The following is a 20059-nucleotide window of genomic DNA, read 5'->3' as shown; positions in this document are numbered from 1 at the left end:
CCGTCAGGACTGGAGATCGACGACGACGCGGGTCACATCACCGGACTTCATCTCCTCGAAGCCCTCGTTGATCTCGCCGAAGGGGATGACGCGCGTCACCATCTCGTCGAGCAGCAGGCGTCCCTGCTGATACAGGCGCGCGAACTGCAGGATGTCCTCCCGCGCGTGACCCGAGCCCATATACGAGCCGATGAGCCGCTTCTCTTCGAAGAAGAAATCCGACGCCGGGACACTGAGTTCGGTGCCTCCTGGCGCGATCCCGACCAGGCAGGCCGTACCCGTCGGCCGCACGAGGGCCAAGGCCGTCGCCGCGGTGCGAGCCGAACCGACCGCTTCGAAGGCGTAGTCCACGCCGCCACCCAACTGGCGGTGGAGGTCCGCGACCGGGTCTCCGTCGCCACCGTTGATGACGTGGGTGGCGCCGTAGCCGCGCGCGGCCTTGAGGCGTGCGTCGTCCAGGTCGATCGCGACGATGGCCGAGGCTCCCGCGAGCCGGGCGCCCTGGATGATGGCCGATCCGACGCCGCCGCAGCCGATGACCGCCACCGTGCTGCCCGGTCGCACTCGGGCGCCGCGGAAGACGGCGCCGACACCGGTGATCACGCAGCAGGCCAGGAGGCATCCGACGTGCAAGGGAACGCCATCGGGGAGCTTTACCAGCGAGTTCTCGCGCATGAGGACATGCCGGGAAAAGGCCCCGACGTCACCGAGCCGCTCGATCGGCTCGCCGTCCGTGGTCTGGAACGCGGGCCGAGGACGCCGTCGGATCTCCGCCAGGCGGCGGCATTGAGTCGACCGCCCGGCTTCGCAGTTCGTACAGCGACCGCAGGACGGTGTCAGCGCGCCGACCACGCGGTCCCCGGGGCGCAGCCCGGACACCTGCGAGCCGACCGCCTCGACCACACCGGCCACCTCGTGGCCGACCACGACCGGTAGTGCGGTCGGCACCGTTCCGGTCATGTAGTGCAGATCGCTGTGGCACAGGCCGACGTTCGTGACCGCGACCCGCACCTCGTGCGGCTCCGGGTCGTCCACCCGGATGACGGTCAGTTCGAGCGGCGCGCCGACCGCGGTCAGCACCGCGGCTTGGGTGTCGATCATGTCGAAGTCTCCTCTTTGGATCCTCTGTCAGTGGACAAAAAACCCTCGATACCCGCGGTCAGGAGCCCGCTTTCCCACGCCTGAACGGCGGCGAGGTCTTCCCGGGCGAACGCCGCTTCGACGTCCTCTGTCAGGGGGCGCAGGAGCGCGAGGTGCAGAGCCGTCATGTTGCCTTCGGGGGTCCACTCGATGACGGTGTCGATGGCGCGATCGATCAGGACGCCGGGCTCGACGATCTCGTCGAGAAGACCGATCCGCAGCGCTTCGTCGGCCCGGATACGCGGGGAGCCGAGAACCAGGCGCGTCGCGTGGTTTCCGATGAGGCGCCGCAACAGCACACTGGACGCGTTCGAGATCGTGATGCCCCGGCAGTTCTCCGGTTGGAAGTACTCCGCCGCCGGGGTTCCGATGCGCGCGTCGCAGCACAGGGTTATCTCAGACGCTCCCCCGACCGCGAGTCCGTTCACGGCCGCGAGCACGGGCACCCGCGTCTCCAGAATCGCCCTGGTGATGTCGTGGAAACTCGCGAACGCCTCACGCATCTCGTCGTCCGTGGCCGGCGCGCTTCGGAGGTCCTCGCCCGCGGAGAAGGCTCGTCCCTCGCCGGTGAGCACGATGCCGCGCACGCGCTCCCCGGTGCCGAATTTGCGGATGGCGGCCGCCAGCCGCAGCCGGGTGGCGACGTCCAGGGCGTTGAGCTTCTCCGGCCGACGGAGCGTCAGCACCGCCACGCCCCGGACGATGCCGATGTCGAGGAATCCCCCACGCGCACGCCGTGGGCCGAGGTCGTAGGTCACGCCGGGATCGTCCGCGGCGCGGGTCTTCAGCGCCGGTTTGGAAACGCGTTCGGACGGGGTGCGGGGGAAATCGGTCACGAACTCGACGTAGCGCGGCACCTTGAAGCGCGCGAGTTCCTTGCTCGCCCGCTCGACGATCCGCTCGGCCGTCGCACGGCCGGCGGGCACGCCTACCGCCAGCTGGACGAACGCCTTGACCTCTTCGCCGAGGGTCTCGTCGGGTTCGGCGACGACGGCGGCCGAGACCACGAGATCGTCCCGCTCCAGGGCGGCTTCGACTTCGACGCTCGCGACGTTCTCGCCACCGCGCCGCACCATGTCCTTGATCCGCCCGACCAGCCGGATGCCGGTGTCCGGGTGGCGGACAACGACATCGCCGGTGTGGAGCCAGCCGTCCCGCAACACCCGCGCGGTGTCCTCCGGGCGGTTCCAGTAGCCGGTCATCATCGGTGTGCCCGCGATGGTCAGTTCACCGGCTTCACCGTCGGGCACCTCGTTCCCGTCGAGATCGACGACGCGGACCTGTTTCGTCGGTACCGGCTGTCCCAGGCTCCCGCTCCCCACCCCGTCGATGTCGCCGAAGGGGCTGAACAGGTCGATCCCGGACTCGGTCATCCCGTAGACCTCGCGCCACGGTGCGCCCCAGCGCTCCTCCAGACGGACGTGCAGACCGGCCGGGATTCCCGAGCAGAACACGAGCCGGAGATCGTTGTCGCGGTCTTCGGGGGAAGGCGGCTGTTTGAACAGCAGCGTGGGCATGGACCCGAGGACGTAGAAGAAGGTCGCGCGGTGTCTGCGGACGTCCGTCATGAAGGTCGACGCGGAGAAGCGGGGCAGTACGACCAGCGGGGCGCCGACCGTGAGGGCCAGCGCGGTGTTCCACTGTGGATCCATGTAGGAAAACGGCTGCGCTGTAAGGAGAACGTCTTCAGGTCCGAGCCCGGTCGCCGACGCGCAGATCCAGCCCAGCCGGACCCAGTAGTCGTGGGTGAGCATGCACGCCTTGGGGAAGCCGGTCGTGCCCGACGTGTATTGCAGGTTCGCCAGCACACCGCCGTCCACCGGCACCGCCGGCGGCGTCGCCGGGAACGGCTCCGCCCCGTCGTCGGCGACATCGACGACGCGGACGTCGGCGACCTCGTCCTCACCGGCGACGACCTCGACGATCATGTCCCGGCGAAGGGCGTCGGTGAACACGACGCGTGCCCCCGAGTCCCGCAGGACGAAGGCGAGGTCGGCCCGCTGATAGGAGCTATTGATCGGGACGGCGACCGCGCCCGCCTTCAGCGCGGCGAGCCACGCCACGGGCCAGTGCACGACGTTCGGGAGCATGATCGCGACCCGGTCGCCCGGCCGGACTCCGTCAGCCTCGATCAGCCGGTGCGCCAGCCGGGAAGTCCAGTCGTCGATCTCGGCGAAGCTCCAGGACCGCTCCCCGAAACGCAGGAACTCTCGTTCCGGGGTGTCCCGCACCCGTTGCACCAGCAACCCGGTCAGCGTCGGGACGGCGGGGTCGTCGGCCGCCTGTCCGGCTGTCACTTTCGCGGTCATGGCAGGCTCCTTCGTCTCGTCGCCGCGGCCTGCACGATCCATGCCATCGCCGGGTCCTCGCTCTTCATCCACTCCGGATGCCACTGGACTCCGAGCACCGGGGCACCCGGCAGCTCGACCGACTCGATCACGCCGTCACTCGCCCTCCCGGTCACGACCAGACCGGCACCGCAGCGGTCGACGGCCTGGTGGTGCCAGGAGTTGGTCATCGCGTGCTCGCCGAACAGTCCAGCGGCGATCGAGCCTTTTACGAAGGAGACAAGATGATCGGCGGTGCCGTCTGTCGGCGCGGCCTCCGCCGACAGATGGCTCACCGGCCCGGCAGGTAGGTCGGCGACGAGGGTGCCGCCGAGCGCGACGTTGAGCACCTGCATCCCCCGGCACACACCGAGCACCGGAATCCCTTGCTCCAGAGCGGCACGGACGAGCGCGATCTCGTACTCGTCCCGGGCCGCGTCGTGGACCATCGGGTCGGTTCGCGGATCGATGCCACGGACCACTCCCGGGTCGCCACCCCAGAACGCCGGGTGGACGTCTTGCCCGCCGGTGATCACCACGCCGGAGAGCTGGTGACAGATCGCGGTCGCGTCGGTGTCGTAGGAGAGATGCACCGGAAGACCACTTGCCTGCGCGATCCGGCCCGCGAAGTCCGACATGTAGCTGTCGAGACAACGGTCGCCGTACCGCTCGTCGGCTCCCTTGATCAGCTCCAGCCGGAACCGCCTGCCGGTGATGCCGATCAGCGGACGCGCGTTCACGGGAACTCGAAGTAGCGGGTGGACTCCCACTGGGAGAGCTCGGCGAACGGGTCGCCGCCTTTGGTGTGGAACTCCATCCACTCCCATCGCCGTGACGCGACCCAGAAGTCCACGAATTCGTCACCGAGGTACTCGCGCAGCAGAGGATCGGCGTCCAGGGCCGCACCCGCCTTCGACATCGTGTCGGGAATCCGGGTCACTCCGGAGCCTTCGGGAAGACACCACGCCATGTCCGTGATCTGCTCCGGTGGCTCGATCGCCCTCTCGATGCCCGCCAGCACCCCGGCCAGTACGCCTGCCAGCGCGAGGTAGGGATTGACGTCGGCACCGGGAAGCCGGTACTCGAGCCGCGAGTACTTGGGGTGACCGGTGATGGCCCGGACCGCGGCCGTCTTGTTGTTGACGCCCCAGCTCACGACGGTGGGTGGTCCGGTGAAGTCCACCAGCCGCCGGTAGGACGTGATCTGCGGCAACGCGAGCGAGGTGTTGCCCGCCATCGTGGCCAGCAGTCCCCCGACCGCGTGCCGCATCAGCGGGGACGGGCCGTCTTCGGCGAAGAACCTGTTCACTCCGTCGCTCTGGAGCGACAGGTTGATGTGGGCGCCTTGTCCATAGCCCGCTGTCGGCTTGGCCATGAAGGTGACGGTGTGGTCTTGCTCGAACGCGACTTCTCGCATGACCTGCCGGGTCCGCGCCCAAGAATCGGCCAGGGTGATCGGATCCGTCGGCGCCAGGTTCAGCTCCGTCTGCCCGGCGGCGGCTTCGTCGGTCCATGCCTCCCACGCGATGCCGACACGATCAAGGCGGTCGACGACCGCCTCCATGTAGTCGACCCAGTCCTTGGACCTGGCCAAGTGGTACGTGGCCCCGGTGCCACCGCCCAACGGGGTCAGGTCCCGGTACCCGCGTTTTCGCGCCTCCTGAACGGATTCTTCGAACAGCGTCGCCTCGATCTCCACGGCGATCGTCGCGGTGTATCCGAGAACCGCCAGCCTGGCGATCAGCTTCCGTACGAGATTCCGCGGACAGATCGGCACCGGTGTGCCGTCCTTGAGCCAGTAGTCCCCGATGACCGAATCCAGGCCCGGCTTCCACTCGACGAGCGTCGACAGGTCGGGGATCATCTGGATGTCGTAGAGATTGCCACGCCAGTCTGGAAAAGCGTCGCCGAGGACGATCTCGTTGCCGAGGTCGATGGCGAACAGGATGTCGGCGAAGGCGAAGCCGGTTTTCTTGCCCGAGGCGAACTTCGTGATCGACACGTTCTTGCCCAGAAGGCTTCCGTCGTGGTTCGTCGCTTCGAGGCGCACGGCGGACTTCGTGAGGTCAGACATCGAACCGAACCCTCCAGGAAGCGGCCGTCATGACCGACAGCTGTGACAACGTGCCTCTGACCCGCAAACCGGCTGCCAGGGAGGCAGCGAAGTCGTCCGCCCCGCTGAAAACACCGGCGAGAAGGTCGGGCGGAGCCGCCATCAGATACTCGGTCACCCCGTCGCCGAACCGGGCCCGCTCCGGCCCGTCGGGTCCATCGGCGTCCACGACCAGAACCTCCGGAACACCCGGGATTTCCCTTGTCACCGCCCAGAAATGCCGGGCAGCGGCGCGCCAGTGCGGTAGCGGCGGCGCCAACGCGCGCAAGATTCCGGAGGCCAGGACGACGTCACCGGCGGACTCCAGTGTGGACACGAAGCGCGCCTGCAGGTCGACGACGACCGTCGCGTCGGGTTCGATCACGACTCCGCTGGTCACCGCGATCGTCTTGCCACCGAAGGAGATCGTCGCGGCCTGCGGTGTGTCGTGGGAGCGGACCGCCACGGTGCCGGTGGACCGGCCCAAGACATCCGGTGCGTGACCGATCCGCGAGGAGTCACGCAAGGTGCGGCCGATCAGCCGGACGACCGGACTCGCGTCGTCCTCGATCGCGATCAGGGAAGCCGAACCCTCTTTCACGGGCGCTTCGGGGAACGTCATGATCTCGGCCATCCGTCGGCCCTTTCGATCTTGGCGAGGATTCACGCCGTAGTTAGTCAAATGACTCGATCAATTGACGAAGATGATGAGCGCCGTTCAGCGCCTTGTCAACAGACCCGTTCGAGCGAGCGCCCACACCGCCACTTGACGGGCGAGGGAAGATGCCACACACTCGGCCATCTGACTTAATCAGATGACCTAGTAAGTCTCCGAACAGGAGCTCCCATGCACGTCATCCATCAGCGCTATGTCGCCCACGCCGAGGCTCACTACGCCGGCAACCTCGTCGACGGAGCGTTCGGCCTGGCGCTGTTCGGCGACGCCGGCACTCATCTCGCGATCGTCACGGACGGTCATGAGGGTCTCTTCGCGGGCTACTCGTCCGTGGAATTCCTGTCGCCGGTGCGCGGCGGCGACGTCATCGAGGTCGAAGCGCGGCTCGCGGCGAAAGGCACACGGAGCCGGACGATCGACTTCGAGCTACGCGTCATCGCTCGCGCTGTCGATCGCACGGGCGGAGCGGAAGTCCTCGCCGAACCCCTCGTCGCCACTCGCGCCCGCGGGACCGGTGTCATCCCCCAGAACCGGAACGAAGAAGGAAGTGCAGCATGAAGGACGCAGACGCGACGGAGGCCGCCGACATCGTCGTCATCGGCGCCGGGATCTCCGGTATCGGCGCGGCCCGGCACCTGATGGCCGACTTCCCCGACAAGAAGGTCATCCTGCTGGAGTCGCGCGACTCGATCGGCGGCACCTGGGACCTGTTCCGCTACCCGGGTGTCCGGTCCGACTCCGACCTGCACACCTACGCCTACGAATTCAAGCCGTGGCGGCATCGCAGCGCGATCGCGGAAGCGCCGTTGATCCGTGAATACCTCGACGAGACGGTGAGCGAGTTCGGTTTGGACGACGTCCTCCGGCTCGGGCACAAGGTGACCTCCGCCGACTGGTCGAGCGACGAAGCACAGTGGACGCTTCGGGTGAGCACGACCGACGACACCGGCAACGAACGCACGAAGATCATCAAGACCCGCTTCGTCTTCAGCGCGACCGGCTACTACCGCTACGACAAGGGGCACACGCCCCACTTCGAAGGGCGTGACGACTTCCGAGGCGACATCCTGCATCCCCAGCACTGGCCCGAAAACTACGACCACCGCGGCAAGCGTGTCGTGATCATCGGGAGTGGCGCGACGGCGGTGACGATGCTCCCGGCCATGCTGACGGGTGACGGCGCCGCGGCACACGTGACCATGCTCCAGCGCACCCCCAGCTACATCGCCTCCCAGCCGCGGATCGACACCATCGCCGTCAAGCTCACCAAGCTGCTCGGGGCCAAGCGCGGCTACGCGGCCACGCGCCTGAAGAACATCTGGATCGACTTCCTGCTCGTCAGCACCCTGCGCAAGTTCCCCGATTTCGGACGGAAAGCGCTGCGCAAGTGGACGCTCAAGGAGCTTCCGGCGAACGTCGACGTGGACACGCATTTCAACCCGCCCTACGCCCCGTGGGACGAACGTCTCTGCGTCACCCCGGACGGGGAGTTCTTCACAGCACTCCGCGACGGCAACGCCGACGTGGTCACCGACCAGATCGACCGCTTCAGCGAGAACGGCATCCTGTTGAAGTCGGGCAAGACACTGGAAGCCGACCTCGTCGTCACCGCGACCGGCCTCGTCATGCAACTGCTCGGCGGCATCCAGCCCACAGTGGACGGTCGCCCGGTGAAGATGTCCGACACCCTCCTCTACCGCGGCGCCCTCATCTCCGGGATCCCGAACTGGGCCATGATGCTCGGCTACACGAAAGCGTCGTGGACCCTCCGCTTGAGCAACGTATGCCGCCTGGTCGGCGACGTGCTCCGCCGCATGGACGCGAACGGGTACGACATCGCAGTCCCGGTCGTACCGGACGGGCTCGCCACCACGGATCTCCTCGATCTCACCGCGGGCTACATGCAGCGGGCGAAACCCGAACTCCCCCGCCAGGGCACCGAGTTGCCGTGGCGGATGCACACGACGTTCGTCAAGGACAACCGGCTCTTCAAGGGACGGCTGGTCGACCAGAACATCCGTTTCTCCGTTCGGGCGCCCGCGTCCACCGATCTCACGGGCGCGGCGGTGGACTCATGACCGCGGCATCTCTCACGCTGAGCCAGCGTCTCCAGCGGGCCCTTGTCATCGCCTTGAGCCGCACCCCGGCCCCGCTCCTCAGGTCGCTGCTGCGCCCGCCGGTCAACAGCGCCGGCGATCGGATGGCCGCCGACATCGCCCTCCTGCTGAAGCTCACCGAAGCCGGTGGCGACTACAGCGACCTGCCGGTGACCACCGCCCGCGAGGTGACCGAGCGCGACGCGGCGTTGTTCGCCGACCGGATCGCCCCGTGCGCGATCGAACAGGAACTGGATCTCGGCGATGGGTTGCGGGCGACCCGCTACAGCTCCGGCACGCCGTCGCGAGGGTTGATCCTTTTCTTCCACGGCGGCGGTTTCGTCCTGGGGAGCCGCGCCAGTTACGCCGCGCCGGCGCGGATGCTCGCCCAAGGAACGGGCGCGGACGTCCTGTCCGTCGAGTACCGGCTCGCACCTGAGCACTCGTTCCCGGCGGCGCACGACGACGCGCACGCCGCATGGCAGTACGCCGTCGAGCATGCGCCCGGTTGGGGCCTCGCCCCACACCGGATCGTCGTCGCCGGGGAAAGCGCCGGAGGCAACATCGCCGCTGTGCTCTGCCAGCGACTTCGTGGGCATCGCGTACAGCCGATGATGCAGGTGCTCGTCCAGCCGGTCACCGACATCTCGCGGCGGCGTCCTTCCCAGAACGAGTTCACCGGGTCGCCCGCGTTGTCGGCCAAGCAGATCGCCTGGTTCATGGGGCACTACCTCCCCGACGGAACAGACCATCGCGACCTCCGGGTTTCCCCGTTGCGGGCCGATGACCTGACAGGTCTCCCCCGCGCCATCGTGACAGTCGCCGGATTCGACCCGCTCCGCGACGACGGCCTCGCTTACGCGGCCGCGCTGGCCGCACAGGGCGTTCCCGCCGACGTGATCCACGAACGCGGGCTCGTGCACGGATACATCGCCTTCACCGCGATCAGCCCGAGCAGCAGGACAGCCACGCGACGGCTGGTGCGGGCCGTTTCCGAGGCACTGGCGTCGACACCGGAACGGAGCGCGTCATGACCGAACCCACCCACGAGCACACGGCGGACGTCGTCGTGATCGGTGCCGGTATCGCCGGGTTGATGGCGGCGACCACCCTGTCCGACCGGGACGTCGTCGTGCTCGAGGCCACCGGCCGCGCCGGAGGACGTGTCGAGTCCGTTCGCCGCGGCGACTACTGGATCAACCTCGGAACCCAGTTCACCGAAGGCACCGGGACACTGATCGAAGCCCTCGAACGCCACCGGGTCCCGATGGGAACGCTGGCGGGCAAGAAAGTCGCCCTCGCACTCCACGGAAAACAGGTCGACACCTCGAATCCGTTCGGCCTGATGTTCCGCTCCCGGATGACCATCAAGGACCGGGTCGGGCTGGCGATCGTCGGCGCCCGCATCCTGGCGGCGGCACCGTTCCTGCAGATGAACCCGGACAATCCCCTCGCCAAGCGGGTCCGGGCGAAGCTCGACACCCTCTCGGCGTCATACGTGCTCCGCGGGATCGGCTCCGAGGTCGCGCGGGACATGGTCCGGTCCTGGTCCGGCCAATGGATGGGCTGTGAGCCCGAAGAGACCGCCGCGACCCAATTCGTCTTCTCGATGGGCATTCTCCTGACCGACCCGGCGAAGGTGCCCAACTTCTCCCTGCCGGAAGGAGGAAACCAGACCCTCACCGACATCCTGGCCGCCGACCTCGGCGACCGGCTGCGGCTGAATTCGCCGGTGAAGTCGGTGGAACGCACTGACGACGGCGTCGTCGTCGGCTACGAAGACGAGAACGGACCCGCGCGGATACGCGCCCGCCGCGCGATCGTCGCCGTTCCCGGTGACGTGGCCGTGAAGATCATGCCCGATCTCCCGTCCGCGTACCGGAAGGCGTTCGACGACATCCACTACGGCCGGTACGTGGTGGTGGGCTACTTCACCCACGAGGAGGGCCCGCAACGGTGGGACGACCACATCGCCGTGTCGACCCCCCAGCTGTCGTTCCAAGCGATGTTCAACCACGCCGCGGCCCTGCGCGGTCCTGGCCCACGGAAGTCAGGCGGCGCGCTGGCCTGCTTCGCGGGCGGTGCAGTGGCCGACAAGCTCTTCGAGCTCACCGACGAGGAGATCGTCAACCGATTCACCGCGGACCTCCTCTCGCTCTACCCCGAACTCGAAGGAAAGCTCGACGCCGGGATCGTCCGACGTCATCGCCGGGTCGTGCCGTTCTGGGCACCCGGCGGACGCGCCTCGCTGCCGACGCTGCGCCACCACCTCGGTCCCCTCCACCTGGCCGGCGACTACCAGCTCGACATGCCCTCACTCGCCGACGCCGCCTCATCGGGCGAACGGGCCGCGGAACAGATTCTGGCGGACCTGTCCCGCTCGGAGCACTGACCGTGCACGCACGTCAGGTTCGGTTCAGCCCCCCACCCGGCCGGTGTCGTACGCCCACATCGCGATCTCGACCCTGTTTCGGACGCCGATCTTGGTCAGCAGGCTGGCGACGTGGGTCTTGGCGGTCGTCAAGCCGATGAACAGCTCGCCGGCGATCTCGGCGTTCGTGCGGCCGCGGGCGACCAGCATCAGCACCTCCTCCTCGCGTTCGGTGAGCGGCTCGATCGGTTGGATCCGCCGGCTCGACGGTTCCCTGGCCGCGAGGGTGGCCAGCAGTCGCCGGGTGATGTTCGGCGCGATCAGGGCATCGCCGACGGCGGCGGCATGGACGGCCTGGACGAGCAGCGCCTGCCCGGCGTCCTTGAGCAGGAAGCCTCGGGCGCCGGACCGGAGCGCACCCTGGATGTACTCGTCGAGGTCGAAGGTCGTGATCACCACTACCGCGATCGGGTCCGGGACGCCCCGCCCCGCGAGGAGCTTGGTCACCTCGATGCCGTCGAGTCCGGGCATCTGGATGTCGACCAGGCACACGTCGGGGCGGAGCCGGTGCGCCAGCTCGACGGCGGCGTGGCCGTCGGCGGCCTGGCCGACGACCTCGATGTCGGGCTGCGCGTCAAGGATCATCGACAGACCGGTGCGCACCAGATCTTGGTCGTCGGCCACCAGCACCCGCACCGTCATCGGCGTACCTTCGTCGGCAGTTCGGCGTCGACCGTCCACCCGCCCTCGGGCTCCGGCCCGGCACCCAGCGTGCCGCCGAGCAGCTGCACGCGCTCGGTCATCCCCAGCAGCCCGAAGCCGTGGTTCGCCGAGCGTGCCGGGTCGACCTGTCCGTCGTCGGTCACCCGTAGTCGCAGCCTTCCCGCGCCCGCCACGACCCGGATCTCCACCCGCGAGGCGTTGCGGGCGTGCCGCAGGGCGTTGGTCAGCGCCTCTTGCGCCAGCCGGTAGACCGCCGCGTCGACCTGGGGCGGAAGTTCGTCCAGGTCAGCAGGCAACTCTACGTCGACGACCGGGACCGGGGTGCGTCGGGCGAGGGACACCAGGTCGGCGACGCCGGGCTTGGGTGCGTACTCCGCAGGCGCTCCGTCGCGCAGCACCCGGACCATCGCCCGCATCTCCGCGAGCGTCCGCGACGCTTCCCCTTCGATGACCACCAGTGCCTCGAGCGCCGCTTCAGGTCGCTGCCCGGCCATCGCCCGGCCCGCCTGCGCCTGCACCGCGATCGCCGAGACGTGGTGGGCGACGATGTCGTGCAGCTCACGCGCGAGGCCGACCCGCTCCTGGCTGCGGCTCTGGTCCAGCGCCCGGCGCCGGCTCTCGGCGCGGTAGCGGAACGCCGCTCCGCCCGCCGCCGCCGCGGCCAGGATGCCGAACCCGCCGACGACCTCGGCCGTCCCGATGTGGTCGGGGACCATGCCGATACCCGCGGCGACCGCGACCACCGTCAGCCCGGCCACGATCTCGCGCCCTGAGCCCCAGCGAACCAGCGCGTAGACGAGCACCAGGACGTAGATCATCGTGTCGAGGCCCACGCTCGGAATCCCGCCCAGCAGGCTCGCCAGTCCCAACGCCATCGCGGTGCCGAAGGCCATCACGACACAGGCCAACGGGTGCGTACGCCGCCACAGCAGCACCGGCGCGAGTCCGACCGCCACGATCGTCGCGAACGACCGCCAGGCGACGTCGTCCCGGAGGACGCCCTCGAGCAGCGCCGCCACCATCACCACCCCGACCAGCACCCAGTCTCGCGGCACCCGTTCGGGCGCGTCCGTGGCGCGGGGCTCGGTCCACAGCGAGCTCAGGGCGTTGGTGGTCACCCGCCCAGCCTAGGGACCGCCGAGGCGTCTGGGACCGACCGAAAGAACGAGACGCCGGTCCTCCTGACGGGTGGCGCGGGTCCGGCCTCGATGCCGATGTACCCGCCACCGGGCTCAGCGATCGTGGGCCTACCGATCCTCACCACATTACGGAGCCCACGTTGAGAACACGTCAACCCACCACCACACTAGAAGACCCGCGGATCCCGGTGAAGGCCAAGCTCGCCGCGGCGTGGACAGGCGTCATGTTCCTGTACGCCTACGTGGACATTCTCGCCTTCTTCAAGCCTGGCGTCGTCACGGACATCCTGGCAGGCGTCGTCTTCAAGTTCGAAATCAGCCAGCCGTTGTACGTCCTCTTCCTCACGCTCATGGCGATCCCGATCTTCATGGTCGTGCTGTCGATGACGCTGCCCGCCAGGGCGAACCGCGTCACGAACCTCATCGTGGCCTCGGTACAGATCCCCTACGCGGCCTTCAACATGGCGGGCGGGTCCTGGCCGTACTTCTACGGACTTGGCGTCGCCCTGGAAGTGATCCTTCTCGTCCTCATCCTGCGGTACGCCTGGACCTGGCCCCGCACCGCACCGGCGGTGGCCACGACGGCCATCCCGGACGGTGAAACCGTTCGCGCCCAACAGCAAGCGTGAACTGACGAGAAGCACGGAACCACGCATGAGCTTCACGGGTGGGCGGATGGTCACATCGGCCGTCCGCCCAGACTGCCCGGCGGGGGCGTCGCCGGGGAAATACGGTCAGGTGCCAGGGAAAGCGGCCGAGCCAGAGGTGCTTCACGACGTGTTCGTCACTGAGGACCGCGAGGCCGCTTCTTCCCCGGTCTGGTTGGGCTGATCGGATGCGCAGCTGATCAACAGCCGGGCGGTGTGCGCGATGTGGTCACGCAGCAGTTCCTGCGCGTGATCGGCGTCGCGCGCGAGAACGGCGTCGAGTAGTGCTCGATGCTCGGCGGCGACGTCGCGGCCGGGTTCGTTGCCGAGGGATACCGACCACTGCCGATACAGTTCGGCCTCCTGTCGCAACGACCGTGCCGCGTCGAGCAGCCGCTGGTTGCGGCAGCCGGCCAGCAGCGCGTGGTGGAAGGCCGCGTGTGCCTGCACCCATTCGTCGGACAGGTGGTCCGGATCTGCCGGGTCGCGATACGGCGCGCGTTCCAGAAAGTGGTGCGCGGCAACGGCATCAGCTTCCCAGCGAGTGTCTCCTTCCCGTACTGACAGCCCCAGTACCAGGGACTCGATCTCCGCCCGCGCCTGTGTCAGTTCGGCCAGATCCTGATGGGACAGCGGGCGGACCAGATACCCCTGACGCGGCCTGGCCACCACCAATCCTTCGGCGACCAGTCTCGTCAGCGCCTCGCGAGTGGCACCGACGCTCACTTGGTAGCGATCGGCCAGGTCCGGGAACTTGAGCCGGTCGCCCGGTACCAGCCGACCGGCGAGGATGTCGGCGCGCAACGCCTGGTGGATGCCGTCGGTGCGGGTCGCTCCGCCGCTCTTGGTCATGCCTCCAGCCTAGCACTTTACGAATCTGGGTTGAACTTTCGAAAGTTTGTGTCTAGTTTCGAATTTAATTCAGCGTCGTTCCCGCGGGCACCGACGAGCCGGCCGATCCAGGCCGAATCCCGGAGAGGTGAAGTCATGAAACTGGCCAATGTGGACGGACGTGCGGTGCTGCTGACCGCCGACGACACCGGAATCGACGTCGAAACCGCGTCGGGCGGCAAGTTCGGCCCCGGTCTCGGGTCCGTTTACCGGAACTGGGACGAGTTCCGGGCCTGGGCGCAACACCCGCCCACCGAACCCGGTGTCGTCTTCACCCGCGCGCAGCTGGGCTCTCCCTCACCGGCCCCGCGGCAGATCATCGCGATCGGCTTGAACTACGACGCCCACGCCGCCGAGTCCGGTTTCGAAGCACCGGAAGGACTTCCTCCGACATTCACCAAGTTCGTCTCCTCACTGACCGGACCCGACGCGGAGGTCGTGCTGCCGGCCGGTGGTGACGTGGACTGGGAGGTGGAACTCGTCGCCGTCATCGGCCGGACCGCCACCCGCGTCGCGGAATCCGACGCGTGGGACCACGTCGCCGGGGTGACGATCGGACAGGACCTCTCCGAGCGCGTCGCGCAACTGGCCGGCCCCGCGCCGCAGTTCAGCCTGGGCAAATCCTTTCCGAACTTCGCGCCGGTCGGGCCGTGGCTTGTCACGCCGGACGAGCTGGCGAACCGGGACGACCTGGCGCTCGGCTGCGCGGTCGACGGCGAGACCGTGCAGGACGGCCGCACCCGCGAACTGATCTACCCGGTCGCCAGGCTGGTATCCGCACTGCCGCGGACCATCACCCTGTTTCCGGGCGATCTCGTCTTCACCGGGACCCCGGCGGGCGTGGGCATGGGCCGCACGCCGAAGCGGTTCCTGCGGGCAGGCGAACACCTCGTGAGCTGGATCGAAGGCATCGGTGAGATGCGCCAGACATTCGTTACCGCACAGGAGGACTGACATGGGCATGCACCGCCTCACCCGGGTCACCATGGGTGTCCCGAACGTCGCGGAAACCATCGCCTACTACTCCGAGTTCGGGCTCACCCACCTCGGCGACGGGGCCTTCAGCACGCGCGAAGGCGGCGAGCAGCTGCGGGTCCGGCACGCCGTATCCCGGCGGGTGCTCGAACTCGGGGTGGGGGTCGACGATGTCGACGACGTCGCGCGGGCCGCGTCACGGCTTGATCACCTCGGCGTGGCGGGCGGCACGGACGGTACCGCGGTCACCGCGATCGAGCCGGTTTCCGGCTTCACCGTCCGCGTCGAAATCGCGCCGAGAATCGTGCAGCGGCCCGTCCCTGCCACCCCCTACAACGGGCCCGGTCGCATCGAGCGGTTCGGCCGCGCGCCCGGAGTGCTGCGTGAGGACCCGATCCGGCCCAAGAAGCTCGGCCACTGCGTGGTGGGCACGACCGATCTCGAAGCCACCATGGGGTTCTTCACCGAGGGACTCGGTTTCAAGGTCAGTGACTACATCGGGAACAAGGGCGCCTTCATGCGCTGCTCGGTCGATCACCACAACGTGCTGGCGCTCGCGGCACCGGTGAATTTCCTGCATCACACGTCCTGGCAGGTCGACGACATCGACGACGTAGGGCGGGGCGCGGCGGCGATGCTGGCAGGCGACCCCGAGCGCCATGTCTGGGGCCTCGGCAGGCACTACGCGGGATCCAACTTCTTCTGGTACCTCAAGGATCCGGCGGGGAACTTCAGCGAGTACTACGCCGACATGGACTGCATCCCCGAGGACGAGATCTGGACCCCGGAAGTCTTCGACGGCGCCCAAGGCCTGTTCAGCTGGGGCCCGCCCCCGCCACCGTCGTTCCTGGAACCGGACGACCTCGCCGCGCTCATGACCGGACAACACGCACCCTGATCAGCAAAGGAGAAAGTCATGCCAGTGGAACTGTATGTCCCCCAGATCCCGGACGACCTGAACATCCGGTTCGTCGAGAACCGCATCGTCATCGACCGCCCGGTACAGGCCGTGTACGACTGGGTGACCACCTGGTCGAACCTGCCGAAATGGCTGCCGATGGCCCTCGGCACCGAGGTGCGGCGCGGCACCGAAGGGGTCCCCGCCGAGATGGGCGACGTACTGCTCGAGACCATCCGGCCGGAGCTGAACGAGAAGCCGAAGCTCTACACCGTGGTGGCGCGGGTCCCCGGGAAGCTGTGGACGGTGGTCGGCCGGGACGTGCTCGACGACGGCTCCCTGGCCCCGGCGATGCACGCGATCGCCACCTTCACCACGTTCGACCTCGGTGTTGGAACGACCCTGTTCTGCCGCCTGTTCGAACGACTGGTCCCGGACACCGAGCCGCCCGGCCCGCACCCGGTCGAGGACCCGGCCCGCATCCAGCCCGGCCTGGAACTGATCAAGGCACACCTCGAGGGCACGGCAGGGTGAGACGCACGTCCGGGAGCCTGCTGTCGACCGTTGCACTCGATCCGGACGTTAGCCTGACTCTATGGCAGGCACTCGCCCTGGAGGCCGTACGGCCCGTACGCGCACCGCGGTGCGCGAGTTGTTCGCCGAGGGGCATGACCAGCCGTCGGTGCGGGAAGTGTCCGAACGGTCGGGTGTACACGAGGTGACGATCTACCGGCGTTGGGGGCGGATCGAGTCACTGGTGCTCGACGTCGCGGTCACGCAGCTCAACGACGAGTCGCCGTTCCCCGACAGCGGTGACCTGCGCCGTGATCTGCTCGACTGGGCGCATTCGGTCGCCGGACAGGTGAAGACGCGTGAGGGGTTCGCGCTGTTCCACGCGCTCGCCGCGGCCACCTCCCCGCTCGCCGGTGGCAAGCCCGCTCCGACCGGTGCCGACGCCGCCCGGTATCTGCGACAGCGGACCACCCAGATGCAGCGGGCGCTGGACCGGGTCGAGGCGGCGGGTGGCAAGCCGCCGACCGCCGCCCACATCTTCGATGTCGTGCTCGCACCTATCTACCTGCGCGCGGTCTTCGGCTACGAGTCCCCTGACCAGGACCTGGACGCCCTGGTGGACCAGGCGCTGCGCACGACCTGATCCCTATCGCAGGAAACCTTGCATTAGCTGTTCCGCTGACACATACTCCCGCTGCACGGGTCGCCCCGGTCGGACGGGACGCGCAGCGCCTCGGGACGGTCGCCGCGGAGCTGAGGGCGGCGGGCGCGGAGGCCGAGCCGATCGCCGCCGACCTCACGACCGGCACCGGTCCCGGAAAAGTCGTCGACCGCACGCTCGCGCACTTCGGAGGCATCGACGTGCTCGTGCACGCGGCCGGGATCTTCCTGCCGACGCCGTTCGCCGACACCTGCACAGCAACGAGGAGCAGCGGCCGTACCTGCTCCTGCCCCGGATCCCGCGCGCCTGAGTACCCCTTGTCCGGTGGCTGCCGGCCTCGTCCGGCAGCCACCGGACAAGATCCGCGCCGTTCGGTTCGCGACGCCTGACAGCGCGGGCTTCGGCCAGTTGCCCAACGACCACGAACAAAAGTATTTCTTGATCGGGAACCGGTGAAGACAGCAACTGTGCTTCACCCGCCGCGACTTCGCCGAAAACCACCGCGGCGGACCTGCGGCAGCCCACGGACTTCTGCCCCGCTCGGTCGATCCGCGCTCCGCGGTCCTGCCCTGGCTCAACGATCTGCTGGCTCCGCAAGAGGCCCGCTGATGACGCACTTCCAGTCGTACGGAAGGACGGCGTGGGTCCGGTCGTCCGCAACCGTGACCTCACGCCGTGTCAGACCGAAGCGGGACCGGACCACCACGCGCTCGCTCAGGTGAAGCGCGACGAAGCCGACAGGCTCCAGCACGGTGGTGTCTTCGGTCAGGGTGTAAGCGACGTTCTGCCGCCCGTCCAGCGGCGACTGCTGTTCGACCTCCACCTGCTTCTCGCCGAACTCGGCTGAAACGTAAAGGTGCGTGTGCAGTTCCAAGCGGCCCGGCTCGGGAGCGTTCCAGGTCAACCGTTCGATCTCGTACGCGCCACCCGAGTTCTCGAACAGCGACCAGCCGCGGCCGTCGGCGAGCAACGCCAGCTCGGTCAGCTCCATCGAGCCGTACTCGTACGGCTCACTCGACCAGAGGCCCACCAGTTCCGCCGGGTTCACCGGCCGAGCCTAGCTCAGGAGGGGAGCATCTCGACCGTCCTGTCTCCGACAAGCGCGCCAGGATCCGCCGAACGCCCGGCGAGGATCACTCCGTACCGCGGCCGGTCTTCCGCTGGAGATCGTCGATCTTCTCCGACGCCTCGGCCTTGGTCAGATTCCCCGGCACGTCCTCACCCGCCTCCTGTGCCAACGTCCCCAGATACGAACGCTGCGGCCCGGTCATCGGCTCGTCACCGGTAACCCATTCCTCCGGGGCCTTCTCCGGATTGGGCTCAAGGCCATCCACCACGATCTGCTCCTCTCACCGACATTCGATTCGTCCGCCTGTCCACAGCGGGCACGCACATCGCCGCACCGTCAATCGACTGGGCATCAGGGGGCCTCCTTCACACTCGGGGTAACTGCTGCGGACTACCCCCTCCGCTTCCCTCTCACACCACGTTTGCGGACCGGTCGCCCTACCGCTGACGGTGCAGCAGTGCGATGACGTCTTCGCTTTTCCTGTCGGGCATGGATTCTCCTGCTCAGAGCCCGGTTGCCGTCGGGTTCCCGTATCCGCCCGCTTCACACCTGTTCGAGGACGAGGTGTGGAAAAGGAATCGGCGGGTAACCAGGCAGGTGTCTACGGGTCCTGGCTGGAAAAGACCGTCCGGGATCCATCACTCCGGTCGAGGGCTTTCCCTGGTGCAGGGAGTCCTTGGGAGGTCAGCCGTGTTCCGTCATACCAAACTGCTCCAGTTCGAAGCCAAGCCGGAGAAACCCGATGCCGTCTACGCGCGCAAGTTGCAGGAGCTCATCGGCGGCGCGTTCGGGGAGATGTCGGTGACGATGCAGTACCTGTTCCAGGGCTGGAATTGCCGGATGGAAGGCAAGTACAAGGATCTGATCATGGACACGGCCACCGAGGAGATCGGGCATGTCGAGATGCTCGCCACCATGGTCGCCAGGCTGCTGGAAGGCGCTCCCGCCACTGCCACGGCGGAGGCGGTGAAGGATCCGGCGATGGCGGCGGTGCTGGGCGGGATGGACATCCAGCAGGCGATCGTCGGTGGCGGTGGAGCACTGCCGTCGGATTCCAACGGCGTGCCGTGGAACGGCCGGTACATCGTGGCGTCGGGCAACCTGCTGGCTGACTTCCGGGCGAACGTGGCCGCGGAGGCGCAGGGACGGTTGCAGACCGCGCGCCTCTACAACATGACCGACGATCCCGGTGTGAAGGCGATGCTCCAGTTCAACCTCGCCCGCGACACCGTGCACCAGAAGCAGTGGCTGGCCGCGATCGAGGAGTTGAAGGCCGACGGGCTGGAGAGCGATATCGCCCCGACGGCCTTGTTCGACGAAGAGGACCAGGAACACAACAACACCATCTGGCGCCTTTCCGACGGCACGGACGGAGCCAAGGGAGGCTGGAGCTTCGGCGACGAGGGGATCGAGTACCTGCAAGATCCCGAGCCCCTTGGCGGGCCGGGCACGGCTCCCAAACCGGATCCGGCGCTCTTCGGCACCTACGCACCGATCCAGGACGCCGTGGGAACGGTCAAGGGTAAGGCCAAGGCGGCGAAACACAAGGCCACCCGCAAGTCCAAGGACTGACGAACGACGCGCAGGCCCCTCCTCTCGTCTCCGCGAGGAGGGGTTTCGCGCGGCGGATGAGAGGCGAATCGCGCTGGTACACCTCGTTCTGGGTGTCCTCGGCTTCTTCTTGCCGGAAGCCAGCCAGATGGGGGAAACACGGCTACTCGTCGGCATCGTCTTCGTACGCGGCAAAGGCAAGAAACCTCGGCTTCCCAGAGTGGATCCGCCACCTCGTCCGATCCGGCCGGGTCGCGTCGGTGCTCAGTGCGAGGCGTCGGCCGGCCGCG

Annotated in this window: 21 protein-coding genes; 11 read left to right on the top strand and 10 right to left on the bottom strand. The window is 68.0% G+C overall.

Going from position 1 to position 20059, the window contains the following annotated elements; genetic code table 11:
* Positions 1-3: 3 nt before the first annotated feature.
* Genes ACFOSH_RS03790 through ACFOSH_RS03770 form a run of 5 tightly spaced genes read right to left on the bottom strand, consistent with a single transcriptional unit; the run spans position 4 to position 6193 of the window.
* Entirely contained in the window at positions 4-1101 is a 1098-nt protein-coding gene (locus tag ACFOSH_RS03790; RefSeq protein WP_378237216.1) for a Zn-dependent alcohol dehydrogenase, read from the bottom strand.
* Positions 1098-3449 carry an AMP-binding protein gene (locus ACFOSH_RS03785; protein ID WP_378237215.1) on the bottom strand — a complete coding sequence of 784 codons (2352 nt, stop codon included), beginning with the start codon at positions 3447-3449 and terminating at the stop codon, positions 1098-1100. The genes ACFOSH_RS03790 and ACFOSH_RS03785 overlap by 4 nt, the downstream gene beginning before the upstream one ends.
* Positions 3446-4207 (bottom strand): gamma-glutamyl-gamma-aminobutyrate hydrolase family protein, encoded by a 762-nt coding sequence (locus ACFOSH_RS03780; RefSeq protein WP_378237214.1) that lies wholly within the window; start codon positions 4205-4207, stop codon positions 3446-3448. The genes ACFOSH_RS03785 and ACFOSH_RS03780 overlap by 4 nt, the downstream gene beginning before the upstream one ends.
* Entirely contained in the window at positions 4204-5541 is a 1338-nt protein-coding gene (locus tag ACFOSH_RS03775) for a glutamine synthetase family protein (RefSeq protein WP_378237213.1), read from the bottom strand. The genes ACFOSH_RS03780 and ACFOSH_RS03775 overlap by 4 nt, the downstream gene beginning before the upstream one ends.
* On the bottom strand, positions 5534-6193 hold the full coding sequence (locus tag ACFOSH_RS03770; protein WP_378237212.1) for a hypothetical protein: 660 nt from the start codon (positions 6191-6193) through the stop codon (positions 5534-5536). The genes ACFOSH_RS03775 and ACFOSH_RS03770 overlap by 8 nt, the downstream gene beginning before the upstream one ends.
* 213 nt (positions 6194-6406) lie before the next feature.
* Between ACFOSH_RS03770 and ACFOSH_RS03765 the strand changes: the two genes are divergently transcribed.
* From ACFOSH_RS03765 to ACFOSH_RS03750, 4 genes are read left to right on the top strand one after another with little or no spacing between them, the layout of a single operon-like run.
* The gene (locus tag ACFOSH_RS03765; RefSeq protein WP_378237211.1) at positions 6407-6793 is read left to right on the top strand and encodes a hotdog fold domain-containing protein; all 387 of its coding nucleotides are present in this window, start codon (positions 6407-6409) and stop codon (positions 6791-6793) included.
* Positions 6790-8313, top strand: a complete 1524-nt coding sequence (locus ACFOSH_RS03760; protein ID WP_378237210.1) for a flavin-containing monooxygenase — start codon at positions 6790-6792, stop codon at positions 8311-8313. Before ACFOSH_RS03765 ends, ACFOSH_RS03760 begins: the two co-directional genes overlap by 4 nt.
* The gene (locus ACFOSH_RS03755) at positions 8310-9365 is read left to right on the top strand and encodes an alpha/beta hydrolase (RefSeq protein WP_378237209.1); all 1056 of its coding nucleotides are present in this window, start codon (positions 8310-8312) and stop codon (positions 9363-9365) included. The genes ACFOSH_RS03760 and ACFOSH_RS03755 overlap by 4 nt, the downstream gene beginning before the upstream one ends.
* On the top strand, positions 9362-10723 hold the full coding sequence (locus tag ACFOSH_RS03750) for a flavin monoamine oxidase family protein (protein WP_378237208.1): 1362 nt from the start codon (positions 9362-9364) through the stop codon (positions 10721-10723). The genes ACFOSH_RS03755 and ACFOSH_RS03750 overlap by 4 nt, the downstream gene beginning before the upstream one ends.
* Before the next feature lie 24 nt (positions 10724-10747).
* On the opposite strand, the gene ACFOSH_RS03745 is transcribed toward ACFOSH_RS03750, so the two are convergent.
* Together ACFOSH_RS03745 and ACFOSH_RS03740 are read right to left on the bottom strand one after the other, a co-directional pair.
* The gene (locus ACFOSH_RS03745) at positions 10748-11404 is read right to left on the bottom strand and encodes a response regulator (RefSeq protein WP_378237207.1); all 657 of its coding nucleotides are present in this window, start codon (positions 11402-11404) and stop codon (positions 10748-10750) included.
* Positions 11401-12543, bottom strand: coding sequence for a sensor histidine kinase (locus tag ACFOSH_RS03740; RefSeq protein ID WP_378237206.1), 1143 nt, complete (start codon positions 12541-12543; stop codon positions 11401-11403). Before ACFOSH_RS03740 ends, ACFOSH_RS03745 begins: the two co-directional genes overlap by 4 nt.
* A gap of 161 nt (positions 12544-12704) precedes the next feature.
* Between ACFOSH_RS03740 and ACFOSH_RS03735 the strand changes: the two genes are divergently transcribed.
* Positions 12705-13193, top strand: a complete 489-nt coding sequence (locus ACFOSH_RS03735; RefSeq protein ID WP_378237205.1) for a DUF6326 family protein — start codon at positions 12705-12707, stop codon at positions 13191-13193.
* Between the two features lie 141 nt (positions 13194-13334).
* On the opposite strand, the gene ACFOSH_RS03730 is transcribed toward ACFOSH_RS03735, so the two are convergent.
* Positions 13335-14063, bottom strand: coding sequence for a GntR family transcriptional regulator (locus tag ACFOSH_RS03730; protein WP_378237204.1), 729 nt, complete (start codon positions 14061-14063; stop codon positions 13335-13337).
* A gap of 135 nt (positions 14064-14198) precedes the next feature.
* On the opposite strand from ACFOSH_RS03730, the gene ACFOSH_RS03725 reads away from it, so the two are divergent.
* The 5 genes from ACFOSH_RS03725 to ACFOSH_RS03705 all read left to right on the top strand — a co-directional run bounded on the left by ACFOSH_RS03725 (position 14199) and on the right by ACFOSH_RS03705 (position 17538).
* The gene (locus ACFOSH_RS03725) at positions 14199-15056 is read left to right on the top strand and encodes a fumarylacetoacetate hydrolase family protein (RefSeq protein WP_378237203.1); all 858 of its coding nucleotides are present in this window, start codon (positions 14199-14201) and stop codon (positions 15054-15056) included.
* 1 nt (position 15057) lies between these two features.
* Positions 15058-15975, top strand: coding sequence for a VOC family protein (locus ACFOSH_RS03720; protein ID WP_378237202.1), 918 nt, complete (start codon positions 15058-15060; stop codon positions 15973-15975).
* Positions 15976-15993: 18 nt separating this feature from the next.
* Positions 15994-16509 (top strand): SRPBCC family protein, encoded by a 516-nt coding sequence (locus tag ACFOSH_RS03715; protein WP_378237200.1) that lies wholly within the window; start codon positions 15994-15996, stop codon positions 16507-16509.
* Between the two features lie 61 nt (positions 16510-16570).
* A complete protein-coding gene (locus ACFOSH_RS03710; protein WP_378237199.1) occupies positions 16571-17131 on the top strand; it encodes a TetR-like C-terminal domain-containing protein in 561 nt (186 codons plus the stop codon).
* On the top strand, positions 17128-17538 hold the full coding sequence (locus tag ACFOSH_RS03705) for an SDR family NAD(P)-dependent oxidoreductase (protein WP_378237276.1): 411 nt from the start codon (positions 17128-17130) through the stop codon (positions 17536-17538). The genes ACFOSH_RS03710 and ACFOSH_RS03705 overlap by 4 nt, the downstream gene beginning before the upstream one ends.
* 185 nt (positions 17539-17723) lie before the next feature.
* Here the strand turns inward: ACFOSH_RS03705 and ACFOSH_RS03700 are convergent, their stop codons facing one another.
* Positions 17724-18197, bottom strand: coding sequence for a hypothetical protein (locus ACFOSH_RS03700; RefSeq protein ID WP_378237198.1), 474 nt, complete (start codon positions 18195-18197; stop codon positions 17724-17726).
* An 85-nt stretch (positions 18198-18282) separates the two neighbouring features.
* Positions 18283-18486 (bottom strand): DUF3072 domain-containing protein, encoded by a 204-nt coding sequence (locus ACFOSH_RS03695; protein WP_378237197.1) that lies wholly within the window; start codon positions 18484-18486, stop codon positions 18283-18285.
* Between the two features lie 422 nt (positions 18487-18908).
* Between ACFOSH_RS03695 and ACFOSH_RS03690 the strand changes: the two genes are divergently transcribed.
* A complete protein-coding gene (locus ACFOSH_RS03690; RefSeq protein WP_378237196.1) occupies positions 18909-19790 on the top strand; it encodes a manganese catalase family protein in 882 nt (293 codons plus the stop codon).
* Positions 19791-20059 lie beyond the last annotated feature (269 nt).

The organism is Amycolatopsis speibonae (genome assembly GCF_042647925.1).
GTDB classification, from domain to species: Bacteria; Actinomycetota; Actinomycetes; order Mycobacteriales; family Pseudonocardiaceae; genus Amycolatopsis; species Amycolatopsis speibonae.
This window is presented reverse-complemented; position numbering and strand designations above follow the sequence as displayed.